Source organism: Novosphingobium sp. (assembly GCF_040398825.1).
GTDB lineage: Bacteria > Pseudomonadota > Alphaproteobacteria > Sphingomonadales > Sphingomonadaceae > Novosphingobium.
Genome location: NZ_JBBATI010000019.1, coordinates 62,914 through 77,748, shown reverse-complemented (window position 1 = coordinate 77,748; position 14,835 = coordinate 62,914). Strand labels below are relative to the sequence as shown.

The 14,835-nt window shown below is 64.6% G+C and carries 15 protein-coding genes; 9 read left to right on the top strand and 6 right to left on the bottom strand.

Annotated elements, in window-relative coordinates; genetic code table 11:
* Positions 1-134 precede the first annotated feature (134 nt).
* The 3 genes from ABWP89_RS11055 to ABWP89_RS11045 are packed head-to-tail and all read left to right on the top strand — an operon-like array spanning position 135 to position 1,365.
* Positions 135-638, top strand: coding sequence for a hypothetical protein (locus tag ABWP89_RS11055; RefSeq protein WP_353229263.1), 504 nt, complete (start codon positions 135-137; stop codon positions 636-638).
* Between the two features lie 44 nt (positions 639-682).
* On the top strand, positions 683-925 hold the full coding sequence (locus tag ABWP89_RS11050; RefSeq protein WP_353229262.1) for a hypothetical protein: 243 nt from the start codon (positions 683-685) through the stop codon (positions 923-925).
* Positions 926-927: 2 nt separating this feature from the next.
* A complete protein-coding gene (locus ABWP89_RS11045) occupies positions 928-1,365 on the top strand; it encodes a type II toxin-antitoxin system VapC family toxin (protein ID WP_353229261.1) in 438 nt (145 codons plus the stop codon).
* Between the two features lie 24 nt (positions 1,366-1,389).
* On the opposite strand, the gene ABWP89_RS11040 is transcribed toward ABWP89_RS11045, so the two are convergent.
* Both ABWP89_RS11040 and ABWP89_RS11035 read right to left on the bottom strand, forming a co-directional pair.
* Entirely contained in the window at positions 1,390-2,958 is a 1,569-nt protein-coding gene (locus tag ABWP89_RS11040; RefSeq protein WP_353229260.1) for a cryptochrome/photolyase family protein, read from the bottom strand.
* Between the two features lie 62 nt (positions 2,959-3,020).
* Positions 3,021-3,437: a DUF4174 domain-containing protein gene (locus ABWP89_RS11035; protein ID WP_353229259.1), complete on the bottom strand. Its 417-nt coding sequence runs from the start codon at positions 3,435-3,437 to the stop codon at positions 3,021-3,023.
* A gap of 250 nt (positions 3,438-3,687) precedes the next feature.
* Here ABWP89_RS11035 and ABWP89_RS11030 point away from each other — a divergent pair, with 250 nt between their 5' ends.
* On the top strand, positions 3,688-4,506 hold the full coding sequence (locus tag ABWP89_RS11030) for a DUF2189 domain-containing protein (RefSeq protein WP_353229258.1): 819 nt from the start codon (positions 3,688-3,690) through the stop codon (positions 4,504-4,506).
* Positions 4,507-4,698: 192 nt separating this feature from the next.
* Here the strand turns inward: ABWP89_RS11030 and ABWP89_RS11025 are convergent, their stop codons facing one another.
* From ABWP89_RS11025 to ABWP89_RS11010, 4 genes are all read right to left on the bottom strand, one after another.
* A complete protein-coding gene (locus ABWP89_RS11025) occupies positions 4,699-5,886 on the bottom strand; it encodes a serine hydrolase domain-containing protein (protein ID WP_353229257.1) in 1,188 nt (395 codons plus the stop codon).
* A 363-nt stretch (positions 5,887-6,249) separates the two neighbouring features.
* On the bottom strand, positions 6,250-6,570 hold the full coding sequence (locus tag ABWP89_RS11020) for a helix-turn-helix domain-containing protein (protein WP_353229255.1): 321 nt from the start codon (positions 6,568-6,570) through the stop codon (positions 6,250-6,252).
* Positions 6,567-6,851, bottom strand: a complete 285-nt coding sequence (locus tag ABWP89_RS11015) for a type II toxin-antitoxin system RelE/ParE family toxin (protein WP_353229253.1) — start codon at positions 6,849-6,851, stop codon at positions 6,567-6,569. Before ABWP89_RS11015 ends, ABWP89_RS11020 begins: the two co-directional genes overlap by 4 nt.
* A gap of 16 nt (positions 6,852-6,867) precedes the next feature.
* Positions 6,868-9,057 carry a primosomal protein N' gene (locus ABWP89_RS11010; protein ID WP_353229252.1) on the bottom strand — a complete coding sequence of 730 codons (2,190 nt, stop codon included), beginning with the start codon at positions 9,055-9,057 and terminating at the stop codon, positions 6,868-6,870.
* A 73-nt stretch (positions 9,058-9,130) separates the two neighbouring features.
* Between ABWP89_RS11010 and ABWP89_RS11005 the strand changes: the two genes are divergently transcribed.
* The 5 genes from ABWP89_RS11005 (at position 9,131) to cysS (ending at position 14,828) form a co-directional block, all read left to right on the top strand.
* Entirely contained in the window at positions 9,131-9,823 is a 693-nt protein-coding gene (locus tag ABWP89_RS11005; RefSeq protein ID WP_353229251.1) for a DUF4197 family protein, read from the top strand.
* A gap of 81 nt (positions 9,824-9,904) precedes the next feature.
* Positions 9,905-10,558, top strand: a complete 654-nt coding sequence (gene fsa / locus ABWP89_RS11000; RefSeq protein ID WP_353229250.1) for a fructose-6-phosphate aldolase — start codon at positions 9,905-9,907, stop codon at positions 10,556-10,558.
* Between the two features lie 32 nt (positions 10,559-10,590).
* A complete protein-coding gene (gene cobT / locus ABWP89_RS10995; RefSeq protein ID WP_353229248.1) occupies positions 10,591-12,405 on the top strand; it encodes a cobaltochelatase subunit CobT in 1,815 nt (604 codons plus the stop codon).
* A 32-nt stretch (positions 12,406-12,437) separates the two neighbouring features.
* Positions 12,438-13,136 carry a nitroreductase gene (locus ABWP89_RS10990; protein ID WP_353229247.1) on the top strand — a complete coding sequence of 233 codons (699 nt, stop codon included), beginning with the start codon at positions 12,438-12,440 and terminating at the stop codon, positions 13,134-13,136.
* A 210-nt stretch (positions 13,137-13,346) separates the two neighbouring features.
* Positions 13,347-14,828, top strand: coding sequence for a cysteine--tRNA ligase (cysS, locus tag ABWP89_RS10985; protein WP_353229246.1), 1,482 nt, complete (start codon positions 13,347-13,349; stop codon positions 14,826-14,828).
* The last annotated feature ends 7 nt before the right edge of the window (positions 14,829-14,835 follow it).

Genomic DNA, 14,835 nt, shown 5'->3' with positions numbered 1-14,835 from the left:
GCCCATCCGCCCACAGGGTACCTTAACCGGGCGGATGGGCCGGGGGTGCGGGGCGGTGGGTGGCACTGACGAAAAAGACGCTTAACCGCACGGCTAAACCGGGCTAGAGTGTGGCCATATTGGGAGAAATCATGATGGCCACGATCGCACTGGAATCCGCGCAGCCGCAAACCATCGGTGAGGCGTTTGCCCATATCAACCAGGTGACTGCGCCAACCATTGCCGATTTCAAGATCATGGTGCTGGTCGAGGCAGCGAGCGAAACGCTGTATCGCCACACCGCCACCGGCACCGACAATGCCGCGGTGATCGCGCTGCTGCATGACAACGGCGCCGAAGAAATGATCCATGCGCGCCGGGTGTCAGAGGTTATCCGCGTGCTGGGCGGTGGCGATTTCCCCGCTCCAGCGGCCGACAGCAACCCTTATCTGGCCGGCGGCAGCTTTCCCTTTGCCGAAGTGACGCCTGCCGCGCTGCGCAAATTGTCGGTCGGCGAATTCAACGGAGAGGCGCTGTACGAAACCTGGGCCGCGACCATCGACAATGCCGAAGCCGCAGCGCTGCTGCGCGCCAACGGCCGTGAAGAGGCCGACCACGGCAACCGCCTGTTGCAGGCCGCCGCGCTGCTCGAAGCCTGAACAAACACTGGATATTCCTGCCATTTTGCGCTAATGTTATGATTATGACAAAAACGGCTCATCCCACAACAATCACGACTGTTCGGGATTCCAAGTCGGGACGCTTGGTGACGGTCAAAGGCGCTGGGGCCCTTAAAGGCAAAATGACGATCAGCAAAAAAGTCGATCTGACAAAACCCATAACCGTGCCGGGCCAAGGCGGGAAATCGGTGCCCAATGGTGGCAGTATTTCCAGTCATATCGGTTCGAAGAATTCCAATTCCATTCGTGATGCAGCCAAGCGCTAACCTTGTCCGGTATCCTGCTTGACACGCACGCGCTCTTTTGGCTCGTCAGTGGTGAAAATGCCCTGACAGAAACGGCACTTGTGGCGATTGGTGAAAATCAGCAGGCAGGCACGCTGTTTGTTTCTCCCATTACGGCGTGGGAACTGGCTGTAGCTACGCAAAAGAACCGGATAGCTGGTCGCCCTCACCTGGGCGAAATACCGCCTGCACAATGGTTTCGTGATGCTGTCGCTTTGACCGAAGCAAAGGTGATTCCGATCAGGCAGCGCATATCATGCGAGGCTGCTGAGGTGGCGACCGCGACACGCCACAGGGATCCGGGGGACTGTTTCCTGATGGCCACTGCCAGGGTGAAAAGGCTCGCGCTGGTAACCCGGGATGGCTTCATCCAGCAAATAGCGGCGGCCGACCCAGACTATATTGCCATTATCGTATGCTGATGGGGGCGCCGCAATGCCAAGTCGCTAAGATGAGGTATCGCGCGCCCAGCCGGGCCGCGCCGGTTGCAGCGTGGCCAGAAACGCCTCGGCGCTGGCGATGGTGTCGGCGCGTTTGTCTTCGCCCATGCGGTTCCAGGTGGCGTACATTTGCGCCATGCGCGGGTTGCGTGCCAGCTTTGCCGCGTTGCGATCCAGAAAATGCCAGTACAGCGCGTTGAACGGGCATGCTTGTGGCCCGGTCTTCTGCTTCACCGCGTAATGGCACGACCCGCAATAATCGCTCATCCGGTTGATATAGGCGCCGCTGGCGGCATAGGGCTTTGATGCCAGCCGGCCACCATCGGCGTGCAGCGCCATGCCCGCCACATTGGGCAATTCCACCCATTCATAGGCATCGGCATAGACCGCCAGAAACCAGTCGGACACATCCTGTGGGCGCAACCCCGCCAGCAACGCGAAATTGCCCAGCACCATCAGCCGCTGAATATGGTGGGCATAGGCATTGTCGTGCGTTGTGCGCACCGCCTGCGCCATGCAGCGCATGCGCGTTTCGCCGGTCCACCAGAATTCGGGCAGCGGCCGCGTCGCGTTCAGCGCATTGGCATCAGCCAGATCAGGCATCGTCAGCCAGTACATGCCGCGGATATATTCGCGCCAGCCGATGATCTGGCGGACAAAGCCCTCAACCGCCGCCAGCGGCGCGTGGCCGGCCTGATACGCCGCCTGCGCCGCACGACACGCATCGACCGGATCGATCAGCCCCAGGTTCATCGCCGGCGCAATCAGCGCGTGAAACATGGTGTCGTGCCCGGCCAGCATCGCATCCTGCCACTGGCCAAACTGCGGCAGCCGGTGCGTGATGAAATGGTTCAGCAACTGTGCCGCATCGCCACGCGTGACCGGCCAGCCAAACCGGTCCACACTGCCGAAATGGTGCCCGAACCGGTCGCGCACCATGGCGATCACGTCCTGCGTCACCGCATCGGGCGCAAACACCAGCGGCGCGGGCGGGTTCAGGCCTGGCGCCGGCCCCGACCGGTTTTCGGCATCGAAGTTCCAGCGCCCGCCTTCCGGCTGGTCGCCGTGCATCAGCAACCCGGTCCTGCGCCGCATGTCGCGATAGAAATATTCCATGCGCGATTCGCGGCGCCCCGCCGCCCACTGGAAAAAATCGGGCAGGGGACACACAAACCGCGTGTCGGACAGCACCTCCACCGGCAGCCCGGTCGCATCGGCCCAGCCATCGATCATCTGCCGCACGCGCCATTCGCCCGGCTCTGTCACCCGCACGCCGCGCGCACCATGCCGCTGTGCCGCGCGCATGACTTCGCCGGTGAACGACCCGGTACTGGCGGGATCGTCCAGCCGCACATAATCCACCCGCCAGCCATCTGCGCGCAATTCATCGGCAAAGTGCCGCATCGCCGACAGGATCAGCGCGATCTTGGCCTGATGGTGGCGCACATAGGTCGCCTCATCAACCAGTTCCATCAACAGCACCATGGTGTCGGCGGGCGTGCAGCCGGACAGGCTGGACAATGTCGGGGTAAGCTGGTCGCCCAGAACGGGAACAAGAAGGGGGCCGCGCGTCATGGCGACAGCATAGCGCATCACCTTGGGCGCAGGGCAACCTGTCCTTGCATGCGCAACGCTGGTCAGCGCTCGCCGGCCCGGCGCATCGGCATGGCGTCGATCACCCGTTGCAAGCGGTCGGCCGCGATCGGCCGGTCGGCGCGCACGGCCACCTGCCCGTCCTTGCCAATCAGCAGCACGGTGAACCGCGCTGGTTCCAGCCGATAGCGCCGGCGCAGCGCGGGCGCGGCATCGCCCGCACCGCTGACAGCGCTGCCGGCAATTTCGACCACGGCAATATCACGATCCTCCGCGCCCTGGTGCCAGGCCGCCAGGATCGCGCGCTGTTCGCTCGCGGACGGATCATTGGCATCCGGCGCCGCGATCAGCACCACGCGCTTGTGCCAGCGAAGCGTGGCGATCGGGGGCAGCGCTGCGGTGGCCAGCACCGGCATGGCGATTGCGGCCAAGGTGATCGACGGGCGGATCGGGATCATCATCGTGCGGATTGTGCACGGCTGTCCGGACCAAGTCACCCAAGCTTATTACAGTTTCGTTTTTTGCATAAGCAGTTGCATTTTTCGCTGTGCTCCAGGCAAGAACAGGCGTACTCTTTCACGATAAGACTGTGCGACGAAGTTCCATCGCGAATGAATGTGCGCGTCCGATTTGCCCCCTTGTTTGCGCGCACCCGACAGTTGACCGACGCGAAACGGCTTCCTGCATGGCGACCAAAACGGGAGAGCGTGTATGGCACTTGCAGGGTATGCTGGCGTTGCGCCGGCGACAGACGACATTGAAATCCGCACCATCGGCGTGGCCGATTTGCGCCTGGCGCTGGCCCAGGGCTGGCGCAATTTCACCGAAAGACGCGGGGATTTGCTGTTCGTGGTGGTCATCTATCCGGTGGTGGCGCTGCTGGCCGCGCTGGTCACGTCCAATGTGTCGATCCTGCCGCTGGTCGTGCCGGTCGCCGCCGGCGCCATGCTGCTGGGCCCGCCGCTGGCCAGCGGGTTTTACGAATTGGCCCGGCGCCGGCAACTCGGGCTCGATTCGGGCTGGTCGCACTTTCTGGATGGCTATCGCGGCCCGACCGCCGAAACGATGATGGCGCTGACATCGGTGGTCGCCGTGCTGTTTCTGGCCTGGCTGATGGTCGCCTGGCTGATCTTTGCGGCAACGATGGGGTCGGTGCCGGTCACCGATCCGATTGCGTTTGTGCGCGCGGTCATGTCCACGCCCGCCGGTTGGCAGATGATAATCGTCGGCAATCTGGTCGGCCTGGGCTTTGCCGTGGTGACCCTGGCGATGACCGTGATCTCGTTCCCGATGCTGATCGATCGGCCGGTCGGGCTGGCCGTCGCCATCCGCACCTCTGTCCGCGTCACGGTGAAAAACCCGGCCACGGTCGCCGTGTGGGGCCTGACCGTGGTCGCGCTGCTGGTGCTGGGCGCGATCACGGCGTTTGTCGGGCTGGGCGTGGCTTTGCCCGTGCTGGGCTATGCCAGCTGGCACCTGTATGATCTGGCCGTGGTGCGGCCGCATGACCTGACAGGCGGTTTGCGCTGAACAAGTTTGTCCAGCGGGCATGAGATGAGGTTCGCGCTACGCAAAGCCCTTCCCCTCAGGGGAAGGGTTGGGAAGGGGTGTCCGACGCTCGAATTTTTGCGCGCCGCCGCCGCGTCGGACACCCCCACCCAACCCTCCCCCTGCAGGGGGAGGGCTTTTTGTTTGTTATTTGGTGAATTGTGCTGAAGACCGCTATTTCCCAGCGTCGATCAGCGCCTGCACCTGGTGTTCAAATGCCTCGCGCGCTGCATCTTCGGGGCCGGCGTCGGCGCGGGCCCAATCGGCGTTTGACGCAATCACCAGGTGGCGTTTGCGATCGATGAAGATGCTCTGGCCAAAAATGCCGCGCGCCGCGACCGATCCATCGTCAAACGTCCACCACTGATAGCCATAGCCGTGGCCGGGTTCGCCAATGTCCTGCTGCTTCACCGTGGCCTGCGCAAACCAGTCGGCGGGCACGATCGCCTTGCCATCCACCACGCCATTGGCCAGCACCAGCAGGCCCATGCTCGCAAAATCACGCGTGCGCGCCTGCAAACAGCATCCGGCGATTTCGTGGCCGGTCTTGCCCAGCAGCCAGGTCGCGCCGCCCTCCATGCCCGCCGGCTGCCAGATCTTTTCGGACAGGTATTGCGACAGCGGCTTGTGCACCGCCTGTGACACCAGCACGCCAATCAGGTTGGTTTCGCCGGTGCTGTAATGCCACACCGTGCCGGCCGGATGCGCGCGCGGCAGTTTTCGCATATAGCTGACCGTGGCATCGACGCCCGGGTCGGGGACCGACGGGTTGAACCGGGACACATCCGACTGCGGGTCTTCGTAATCCTCGTTCCAGCGCACGCCCGATGTCATCGTCAACAGCTGGCGGATCGACACCGCGTCATAGGCCGATCCGCGCAGATCGGGGATATACTGGCTGACCATGTCCTCCAGGCTGTGGATCGCCCCATCGGCAATCGCCGCCCCGACCAGCGTGGATGTAAACGATTTGGCCACCGAAAAACTGGTCCACCGCCCGGTCGGCCCAAACCCCAGCCCATAGCGTTCCAGCCGCACTTTGCCGTCCTGCACGATCACCAGCCCGGCCGCATGCTGGCTGGCCATGAACCGGTCGATCCCCGGCACATCCAGCGGCCTGCCCGCCGGCAGCGGCAAGGGATGCGTCGATGGCGCAATCGTCGCCGCCCGCGCCAGAATCGGCAACCGGTCCATCGCGCGAAACGCCGCATCCCGCGTCGGCCGCGGCCACGCCAGCACATCGGCATTGGTCGGCAGTGCCGCCAGCAACCCGCGCGTCTCCGCATCCAGACTGCCATACCAGGCCCCGCCACCCAGAATGGCGGCCCCGATCAGCCCCAGCGCCATGGTTCTGCGTTTCATTGGTCCTCGCTCCCCCTAAAGTCCCGGGCAGTTGCCCGCCGGGGCATTACGCGACCGATATGGTAGTTCCGGCACTCAAGGGGTGCAATCCACTGGATTAATGGGTGGGTTCCGTACCTGTCGCTGTAATCCCAGCTAAACTTTGACTTGGTAACACAATATGTTGAATCGAAAGCCCTTCCCCTCAGGGGAAGGGTTGGGAAGGGGTGTCTGGCGCTGCGATGGCGCGCGACATTTCGGGCGTAGGACACCCCTCCCCAACCCCTCCCCTGAGGGGAGGGGCCAAAGTTGCTTCAATCAAACCTCATGGCGCTTTATCCGCCCTTTTCGGGTTGGGCAGGAAGTCCCTGAAAATCAGGGGCCTCAGGTCAGCACTTGCAGCCCGTGCTTCTGGACGATGGCGAGCAGTTTGCAGGCCATGCCGCTGGGGCGCTTGGCGCCGGTTTCCCACTTTTCGACGGTGGATTCGCTGTTGTTGAGATAGCGGGCAAACACCGGCTGGCTGACGTTGTTTGCCTCGAGCAATTGCTGAATATCCCCGGGCGTAAAGGCGGGCGGCACGGACAGGCAAGAGGCGTCGAAATCGCGCATGGTGGCCTTGTCGATCACGCCGGTGCGGTACAGCGCCTGCGCGGAACTGTGCGCGGCCGCATAGGCATCGCTCTTGTAAACCCGCTTGCTCATGTTCCTTGCTCCAACTCTGCGGCACAAATCTCGGTCCAGTGCCCGTCTGCCACCTGGTCATCCGCCTGGGCCTGCGTCATCCCCGCGTATGCCCTTGCAATCTCGCGGAATACCTTCAACTCGCCTTCATCAATGTTCGCCCGATCCTGTTTGGCGAAGAGGTAGGAGTAGACCCAAAAATCCCCGCCGCGCGCCACGATGATCGACCGATACTGGTTGTTCGACAGCCGCTTCTTGAACACACCTCCGGGAGTTACGGTGCCACGTGCAATAACCCCCAATTAACGTCCCCAAGCCCTAAACAAAGCTGTACGGATCGATATCCACCGCCACCCGTATACCCGGCGGGAATTTCAGCGGCCCCAGCCAGTCGCGCAGCACCGTCTGCAGGTCGCTCGAACGGCGGGCGTTGATCAGCAGGCGGTAGCGGTAGCGGCCCCGCAGCAGCGACAGCGGCGCGGGGGCGGGGCCCAGGATCATCACGTCGTCCAGTGTGGGGCGGGTGCCGCCGATGCCGCGGGCGGCGGCTTTGGCTTCGGCTTCGTCTTCGCTGGATACGATGATGGCGGCCCAGCGGCCGAACGGGGGGGCGTTGGCGTCGCGGCGGGCCTCGGTTTCGGCGGCGTAGAACGCGTCGCGGTCGCCGCTGGCCAGCGCGGCGATCACCGCGGCATCGGGGTGGCGCGTTTGCAGCAGCACTTCGCCCGGTTTTTCGCCGCGTCCGGCACGCCCGGCGACCTGGGCAATCTGCTGATAAGTGCGCTCGGCCGCGCGCAGATCGCCGCCTTCCAGGCCCATGTCGGCATCGATCACGCCCACCAGCGTCAGGTTGGGGAAATGAAAGCCCTTGGTCACCAGTTGGGTGCCGACGATCACGTCGATGCCGCCGTGCGTCACTTGTTCGACAAATTCGGCGGCCTTGTCCGCGCTGTTCAGCGTGTCGGACGTGGCGACCATCACCCGCGCATCGGGCAGGATTTCGCGCAGTTCATCGGCGATACGTTCCACCCCCGGGCCGCAGGCGACCATGCAATCGGGCTCTGCGCATTCGGGGCAGGCGGGCGGCGGTGGAACTTCGTGCCCGCAATGGTGGCACGCCAGCCGGTGTGACAGCCGGTGCTCCACCAGCCAGGCCGAACAATTGGGGCAGCAAAAGCGATAGCCGCAGGCGCGGCACAGCGTCAGCGGGGCATAACCGCGCCGGTTGAGGAACAGCAGGCTCTGTTCGCCGCGCTTCGCCCGTTCCTCCAGCGCCTTCACCAGCGGCGGCGCCAGCCAGCGGCCGCGATCGGGCTGGTGTTCGCGCAGATCGACAATCTGGATATGCGGCATTTGTGCACCGCCAAACCGGTCGGGCAGCACCAGCCGTTCGTACCGCCCGGCATCGGCCATCGCCAGGCTTTCCAGCGCCGGGGTCGCGCTGGCCAGCACCACCGGGATCGATTCAAACCGCGCGCGCATCACCGCCACGTCGCGTGCATTGTACCGCACGCCATCATCCTGTTTGAACGCGATTTCGTGCGCTTCATCCACCACGATCAGGCCCAGATTGGCAAACGGCAGGAACAGCGCCGATCGCGCGCCCACCACCGCTTTGGCCCCGCCTTGCGACACTTGCCGCCACGCCCGGCGGCGTTCCGATGCCTTCAGCCCCGAATGCCACGCCACCGGCGCAGCGCCAAAGCGCGCTTCAAACCGGGCAAGGAAATTCTGTGTCAGCGCGATTTCGGGCAGCAGCACCAGCACCTGCCGCCCCATCGCCAGCGCAGCGGCAATCCCCTCGGCATATGTCTCGGTCTTGCCCGACCCGGTTACGCCATCGAGCAGGAACGGTTGAAACGCGCGTGCGCGCGTGGCTGCGATGATGCGGTCCGCCGCCGCCGCCTGGCCATCGCTCAGCACGGGCACGGCATGGTCTGGGTCAGGTTCGGGATAGGCCCGGTCGCTGTCCACCCGCACCGATTCCAGCAGCCCCGCGCCCAGCATCCCGCGCAGCACCGCGTCGGACACATCGGCGATCACGGCCAGTTCGCGGATGGTCGCCTGCGCGCCGGCCAGCCGTTCGATCGCCTTGGCGCGTTGCGGGGTGATCCGCGCGGGGTGCGCGGCATCCGCCAGGCGGTATTCGGTGATCATCCCGCCGCCCTGCAGCGCCGCGCTGCTTGACAGCGCCATGCGCGCCACCTGGCTCAGCGGGCTGAGGTAATAATCGGCGGTCCATTCGATCAGCCGGCGCAAGGGCGCGGGCAGCGGCGGCACCGGCAACACCTGCAACAGCGGGCGCAGCTTTGCGATGGGGAAATCGGCGCCCGGCAATCGCCCATGATCCCACACAATGCCGATGATCTGGCGCGGCCCCAGCGGCGCCACAACCACGCTGCCCGGTTCGACCGTCATGCCCGCCGGCACCCGGTAATCGAGCACATCCAGCCCGGGATTGAACACCAGACACCGGCAGGTTTTGGATTGGGTGTTGGCAGCGTTCATGTTTGGCGGGATATAGGGCGGGTGAGCGGCGGGGGCCAGTCCCTGTCGGCAGAACGCAACGAGGCGCTGTGAGATGATGTGTGCAAATCCATCGCGGCCCAATCATTCCCGGCGCGGCATCATCACCGGCGGGTCGGCCCTGCTGGTGGCGACTGCATTGGCGGGCTGTGCCGCGCTGCCACCGCTCAGCCTGGATGAAGCCGTGCGCCGCCTGTTGCGCCGTGCCACGCTGCGCGCGCTGGCACGGCTGAATGCGCCGGGCGGGGCCTGGGACCGGTTCGTTGCGCAGATCGATCTGGGTGGCAGCCTGGGCGCGGCCGGGCTGGTGTTGCAGGCGGTGATGACTTCGGCCGATTTTCACCGCCGGCTGGATGCGTGGTTGCGCCCGGTCGCGCTGCGCGCCGCGCGTGCGGCGGCGCCGCGCGTGGCCGATGCGGTGCGGGTGATCGGCGTGGCCAATGCGCGCGCGGTGATCGAGGGCGGGCCGCATGCCGCCACCGATCTGCTGCGCAGCGATATGGGCCCGGCGGTGATCGAGGCGATGGTGCCCGAATTTCGCGACGCGTTGCGCGTGGTCGATGATCCGGTGCTGGGCCCGGTGATTGCCGCGCTGGCGGGGCTGGCCGGCGATGCGCTGGCGCGCCGCTTTGCCCGCCACGCCGATCAGGCAGTGTGGGACGCGATCGCGGAGGAGGAGGCAGCGATTCGCGCCGATCCGAACGCCGATGGTGATCCGCAACTGGCCGATCTGCTGCGGCATCGCTGACAGCCCAAGCGGCGTTTGCCCCGCGCGGCACCTTTGCCTATAGCGCGGTCCAAATCCCCCCGGATCAGGAACGCAACGCCCATGAAATTCTTTGTCGACACCGCCGATACCGCCGAAATCGCCGATCTGGCCGCCACCGGGCTGCTGGACGGGGTCACCACCAATCCCACGCTGATCGCGCGGGCGGGCCGCGATTTCAAGGAAGTGACCGCCGAAATCTGTAAGCTGACCGATGGCCCGGTCAGCGCCGAAGTGATCGCGCTGGACCATCCGGGCATGATGCGGGAGGCGGAGATTCTGCGGCGCATCGCCGACAACGTGTGCATCAAGGTGCCGCTGACCATCGACGGGCTGAAAACCTGCAAGGCGCTGACCAGCGACGGCACCATGGTCAACGTCACGCTGTGCTTTTCCGCGGCGCAGGCGCTGCTGGCGGCCAAGGCCGGCGCCACGTTTGTTTCGCCCTTCGTCGGCCGGCACGATGACAACGGGTTCGACGGGATGGCGCTGATCGCCGACATCCGGCTGATCTATGACAATTACGATTATCGCACCGAAATCCTGGTCGCATCGATCCGCCATGGCATCCATGTGCTGGAAAGCGCGCGGATCGGCGCCGATGTGATCACCGCGCCGCCGGGCGTGATCAAGGGCCTGTTCCGCCACGTGCTGACCGACAAGGGCATCGAAGGGTTCCTTGCAGACTGGGCCAAGACCGGGCAGAGCATTGGCTGACACTCAGCTTTTTTGACGGATGAGCCAGCGCCTTGCGTGACGAAACGCCCCTCGACCAGTTCCGCGCCGCGCTTGCCGGCACCGCCCGGGCGCTGGCCGAAGAACCCGAGATCGAGGTGGCGTGGACCGCCGATGCGGCAGGGCAAGCGGGCACTGCCTTGCGCATTCCGATGCCGCCCCGCGCGCTGCCTGCCGCGCAAGTGGCCGAGGCACGTGGTTTTGCCGATTCGATGGCGTTGAAACTGCGGCTGCACAATGCCGCGCTGCACCAGGCCCGCGCCCCGGGCGAACCAGTGGCGCGCGCGGTCTATGATGCGATTGAACAAGTGCGGTACGAGGCGCTGGGATCAGACGGCTATGCCGGCATTCGCGGCAATATCGGCGCGGCGACCGATGTGCGCATGCTTGGCGATCCAATCGCGCGCGCCGTCCGTGCCGAAGATGTGCCGTTGCAAAGCGCGGTGTCGCTGCTGCTGCGAGAGGCGCTGACCGGGCAACCGGTGCCCGAACCCGCGCGGCTGGGCACCGATCTGGTGCGCAGCTGGATCACGACAAAAGCGGGCGACGATTTTTCGGCGCTCCGTGATGCGCTCGTTGACCAAAAGGCGTTTCAGCAACTCGCGCTCGAGATGCTCGGCCATCTTGAACTCACCCAGCCGACCGACGCGCCGCCCACCGACAGCGATGACGACGACAGCGCCGATCAGGACGAGGGTGAGGATCAGCCCGACGCGGGCGACGATGCCGCCGACCAGTCTCCCAGCGAAATGGCCGGCGAAACCAGCGATGGCGGCGAAGACGGCGAGCAAGAGGCAGACCCCAACGAGATCGAAGACAGCGCCGATGCCGATATCGCCGATGATGGCGATGAAGGCATGTTGCCGACGCGGCCCAACCGGCCGTGGACCGATCTGCCCGACGGGTTTGATTACAAGGCCTATACCGAACAGTTCGATGAGGTGATCGCGGCCTCGGATCTGTGCGATGAGGATGAATTGACCCGGCTGCGCGCTTATCTCGATACGCAGATGAAGGGCCTGCAATCGGTCGTGACGCGGCTGGCCAACCGGCTGCAACGCCGGCTGATGGCGCAGCAGAACCGGTCATGGGATTTTGACCAGGAAGAAGGCCTTATCGATGCCGCGCGGCTGGCGCGGGTGGTCATCTCGCCCGGCCATTCGCTCAGCTACAAGATCGAACGCGATATCGAATTCAAGGATACCGTGGTCACGCTGCTGATCGACAATTCGGGATCGATGCGCGGGCGGCCAATCTCGATCGCGGCGATCAGCGCGGATATTCTGGCGCGCACGCTCGAACGCTGCGGGGTCAAGACCGAAGTGCTCGGCTTTACCACCCGCGCGTGGAAGGGCGGCCAGTCGCGCGAAGCCTGGCTGACTCATGGCAAACAGGCAAATCCCGGCCGGCTCAACGATTTGCGCCACATTGTTTACAAAAAGGCGGATGAGCCGTGGCGCCGCGCGCGCAAGAATCTGGGCCTGATGATGCGCGAAGGCCTGCTGAAGGAAAACATCGACGGCGAAGCGCTGTTGTGGGCGCATTCGCGGCTGCTGTCGCGCACCGAGGACCGCCGCATCCTGATGGTGATTTCCGATGGCGCACCGGTCGATGATTCGACGCTGTCGGTCAACAGCGCGGGATACCTGGAACAGCATTTGCGCAAAGTGATCGACTGGATCGAAAAACAGTCGCCGGTGCAATTGGTGGCGATCGGCATCGGCCACGATGTCACGCGCTATTACCGCCGCGCGGTCACGATCATGGATGTCGAACAGCTGGGCGGCACCATCGTTGAACAATTGGCCGGCCTGTTCGAAGACGATTGACCATTGCGGTTTAACCGGTCAATTAAATGGCCATGACCGCACCCGCATCCCCCACCGTGTCCGACGCCGTAGCCAGCCGCCGTTCGATTCGCCGGTTCCTGCCCGATCCGGTTGATCCGGCGGTGTTGCGCCGCGTGCTGGAACTGGCGCAACGCGCGCCATCCGGGGGCAATGTGCAACCGTGGAACGCGCATGTGCTGACCGGGGAACCGCTTGCCGCACTGATCGAAACGGTGGCGGCAGTGCTGCCACAGGGGCGCGCCGCGCATGCGCCCGAATACGCCATCTATCCGGCGGAATTGTCCGGTGCCTATGCCGAACGCCGGTTCGGCGTGGGGGAGGCGATGTATGCCGCGCTGGACATCCCGCGCGACAACAAAATGGGGCGGCTGATGCAGTTTGCCGCCAATTTTCGCGCGTTTGATGCGCCGGTGCTGATGCTGGTGCACACCCCGCGCACGATGGGCCCGCCGCAATGGTCGGATATCGGCATGTGGCTGCAGACAGTGATGTTGCTGCTGCGAGAGGCGGGGCTGGATTCGTGCGCGCAAGAGGCCTGGGCGATTTACCAGGCGCAGATTCGCACAGTGGTGCCGATTCCCGATGACCACATCTTCTTTTGCGGGCTGGCGATCGGGCATCGTGATCCGGCTGCGGCAATCAACACCTTTGCGGTGGAGCGCGCCCCGCTGGATGACGCGGTGACGTTTGTGGGGTTTCAAGAAACTTAAATATTACAATGAAATCCGCTCATGCTGAGCTTGTCGAAGCACACGCGCAAACATTTGCCCAAGGCGCCTCTCCGCCAATTGCCCCAACCTTGGCGCGTGTGCTTCGACACGCTCAGCATGAGCGGGGTTAGGGTGGTCGGGCTGTGGTGTGGGGGGCGGGAAAAGCGGCAGGCTTGACGCTATAGCCACGACCAAGGCAAGGCCCGACACATGACCGACGCTTTGACCGATCCTGTGAACTCCACCCACCCGCTCATGCTGTTCAACAGCCTGACCCGCGCGCCCGAGCCGTTCCAGCCGGTCCACCCCGGTGAGGCGCGGGTCTATACCTGCGGGCCGACGGTCTACAACTATCCGCACATCGGCAACATGCGCGCCTATGTGTTTGCCGATGTCCTGGGGCGCACGTTGTCGTACAAGGGCTATGCGCTGACCCATGTGATCAACATCACCGATGTCGGCCATCTGACCGACGATGCGGATGACGGGCAGGACAAGATGGAGGCGGCGGCGACTGCGCGGGCGCAATCGATCTGGGACATCGCGCGCCATTATACCCAGGCCTATTGGGCCGACATCGCCGCGCTGAACATTCGCACCCCGGCGCACTGGTCGATCGCCACCGATTATATCCCGCAGATGATCGACTTTGCCAAAACCATTGCCGCGCGGCATTGCTATGAACTGCCGGGCGGGCTGTATTTCGATGTCGGATCGGTGGCCGATTACGGCCGGCTGGCGCGTGCCAATACCGAGGAAGGTGCCGGGCGCATCGACGAGGTTGAGGGCAAGCGGCACCCGGCCGACTTTGCCATCTGGCGCAAGACTCCGGCGGGCGAATCGCGGCAGATGGAATGGGATTCGCCGTGGGGGCGTGGTGCGCCCGGCTGGCATCTGGAATGTTCGGTGATGAGCGGCGCGCTGCTGGGGTTTCCGTTCGATATCCACACCGGCGGGATCGACCATCGCGAAATCCACCACCCCAACGAAATCGCGCAAAATCAGGCGTTCTGCTGCACCGGCGGCCTGACAGATCCGGCCAATTCGGGCGCGAACGTGTGGATGCACAACAATTTTCTGGTCGATCGCACCGGCAAGATGTCAAAAAGTTCGGGCGAATTCCTGCGCCTGCAACTGCTGGTCGATCGCGGCTATCACCCGCTGGCCTATCGCCTGATGTGCCTGGCGGCGCATTATCGCAGTGAACTGGAATTTTCGTGGGACGGGCTGAATGCCGCGCTGACCCGGCTGAAACGGCTGGTCATGGCGGTGGCGCAGGCCCGCGCGGCGGCGCCCGAACCGGCGGATGCGCCCGGGCCGCGCTTTGCCGATGCGCTTGGCCGGTTTGATGCGGCGATAAGCGACGATCTCAACACCCCGATCGCGCTGACCGTGCTGGACGAAATTGTCGCGATGAAAAAGGTGGATGCGGCGCAGAAACTGGCGGCAATCGCGCTGGTCGATTCCGTACTGGGCCTCGGTCTGCTCACGTTGGACCGGACTGCGCTGCGGTTGCGGCCAAAGTCAGCGACGATCGACGAAGCTGCGATCACCGCCATCCTCGACCAGCGCCGCGCGGCGCGCGCGGACAAGGACTTCGCGCGGTCCGATGCCCTGCGCGATGACCTGGCCGCCGCCGGCGTCGAGGTTATGGATGGCGACCCGCTCGGCTGGGACTGGCGCCCGCTGTAGCCGCCCC